The organism is Streptomyces durbertensis (assembly GCF_014156695.1).
Lineage (GTDB): Bacteria > Actinomycetota > Actinomycetes > Streptomycetales > Streptomycetaceae > Streptomyces > Streptomyces durbertensis.
Genome location: NZ_WMLF01000617.1, coordinates 1 through 2,407, shown reverse-complemented (window position 1 = coordinate 2,407; position 2,407 = coordinate 1). Strand labels below are relative to the sequence as shown.

Below are 2,407 nucleotides of genomic sequence, written 5' to 3'. Positions count from 1 at the left end.
CGCTACCTCGCACAGGCCGTCGACCCCGCCGACCACGCCGCCGTGCTCGCCGCCCGCCCCGAACTCGTCGACGGTGTGGTCATCACCGACGAGTCCAGTCACGCCCGGGCCCGCGAGGCGCTCGCCGAGGCCGCCCTGCTGCCGCGCTCCGCCGTCGCCGTCGGCACCGCCTCGGCACTGCTGGCACCGCCGACCGGCCGCGTCGACACCGGCGTCTTCCTCGTCCCGCCCAACCCGGCGATGCACGACGAGCAGGCCGCCGACGGCGAGCGGCAGGCGCTGCGCGAACGCGCCGCCCGCCGCGACGAGGAGATCCGCGCCCTGGCCGCCCGGCTCACCGCCGACCGCACCCTGGCCGCCCGGCTCACCGCCTGGCGGGCCGGCTGCCCCGCCGGCCGCCTCGCCGAACTCGCCGCCGCCGCCACCGCCGCGGCCGAGGCCGCCGACCTCGCCGTCGACCAGCAGCACGAGGCCGCCGTCCGCCGGGCCGAGGCCCAGGAAGCCGCGGCCGAGGCCGCCGCGCTCCGCGACCGCCGCCAGCAGGAGGCCGAGCACGCGCGCCGCCGCTCCGACGCGCTCGCCGGCCTCGCCGGCCGGCTGCGCGAACGCGCCCGCTGGCAGACCCGGGTACGGGAGCTGACCGAGGAGGCCGCCGAGGCGCAGCAGCGTGCCGCGACCCTCCTGGACCGCGCCCGCGCCGCCGACGAGGACCGCCGCACCGCACAGCGCTCCGCGGACGACAACCGGCGCACCGCCCGCGCCCTGCGCGCCGAACGCGCCGAGATCGCCGGCGCCTCCGACGACGACACACCGGACGAGGACGCCGAGCACACCCCGTCCACCTCCTCCCTGCCGGCCCTGCGCGAGGCCTACCGCTCCGCATCCCGCCTCTACGAGAAGGTCGGCGTCGGCGCCGACCTGCGGGCAGAACAGGCCCGCGCCGAAGGCGACGAGTCCGCCGCCCGCGCCGAACTCGACCGCCTCACCAACAAGGTCCGCACCCGCGCCGGACAGCTCCTGGAATCCGCCGAGGGCGCCGACGGCCCCTCCCGGCAGGCCGCCGCCGCCCGCGCCGAGGAACTCGTCCAGCTCCTGGAGACCCGCGCGTCGGCCGCCAGCGAGCGGCTCGGGCGGCTCCGCGGTGAGGTGGAACGCCTCGCCCCCGCTGACGGGCAGGCGCACACCGAACTCCCCGAGGACCAGGTGCCCGCCGACGCCGAGGAGGCACAGCGGCTCCTCCGCGCCGCCAACACCGAACTCGCCGCCCGCGCCGAGGCACTGGAGACCGCGCGCACCCGCCACGAGGAGGCGCTGCGCGCCCACCGCGCCGCCGACGAGGCCACCGCCGCCTCCGAGGAGACCGCCGCGCAACTGCGCGACCTGCTGCGCGACCCGCCGCCCGGCGAGGAGCCGGCCGCCGGCGAACCGGACGCCTACCCGGGCACCCCCGCGGAGGCCCGGACGGCGGCCGCCGAGGCGCGGCGCTCGCTGCGCGGCTGCGCCGCCGACCTGCACGCCGCGGACGTCGCCGTCCGCGAGGCCTGCGACGTCCTCGTCCGGCACGCCAACTCCACCCGCTACGAACAGGTGCGCACCCCGGCCCGCCAGCAGATCCGCGAACTGCCCGCCTCCGCCCTGCCCGAGCACGCGGCCGCATGGGCCGAGGCGTTCGCCCCGCGGCTGCGGGTCCTCACCGACGAACTCGCCCAGCTCGAACGCAACCGGGACAGCATCGTCGACCGGCTGCGCGGCCTCGTGGAGTCCGCCACCGCCACCCTGCGCTCCGCGCAACGGCTCTCCCGCCTCCCCGAGGGCCTGGGGGAGTGGTCGGGGCAGGAGTTCCTGCGGATCCGCTTCGAGGAGCCCGACCAGGCCACGCTCACCGAACGGCTCGGCGAGGTCATCGACGAGGCCACCCGCGCCGCCGTCCGCAAGAACGGCGACCTGCGGCGGGACGGCATGTCGCTGCTGCTGCGCGGCGTCCACGCCGCCCTCCAGCCGCGCGGCGTGTCCGTGGAGATCCTCAAGCCGGACGCCGTACTGCGCGCCGAGCGGGTGTCGGTCGGACAGATGGGCGACGTGTTCTCCGGCGGACAGCTGTTGACGGCCGCCATCGCGCTGTACTGCACGATGGCCGCGCTGCGCAGCAACGACCGGGGACGCGACCGCCACCGGCACGCCGGCACGCTTTTCCTCGACAACCCCATCGGCCGCGCCAACGCCACCTACCTGCTGGAGCTCCAGCGCGCCGTCGCCGACGCGCTCGGCGTCCAACTCATCTACACCACCGGACTGTTCGACACCACCGCCCTCGCCGAGTTCCCGCTGGTGATCCGGCTGCGCAACGACGCCGACCTGCGGGCCGGGCTGAAGTACATCAGCGTCGAGGAACACCTGAGGCCCGGCC

1 protein-coding gene is annotated in these 2,407 nt (G+C 77.4%); it reads left to right on the top strand.

Going from position 1 to position 2,407, the window contains the following annotated elements:
• The coding region (locus tag GL263_RS25120) for a coiled-coil domain-containing protein (protein ID WP_500294577.1) at nt 1–2,407 on the top strand (2,407 nt) is incomplete at both ends.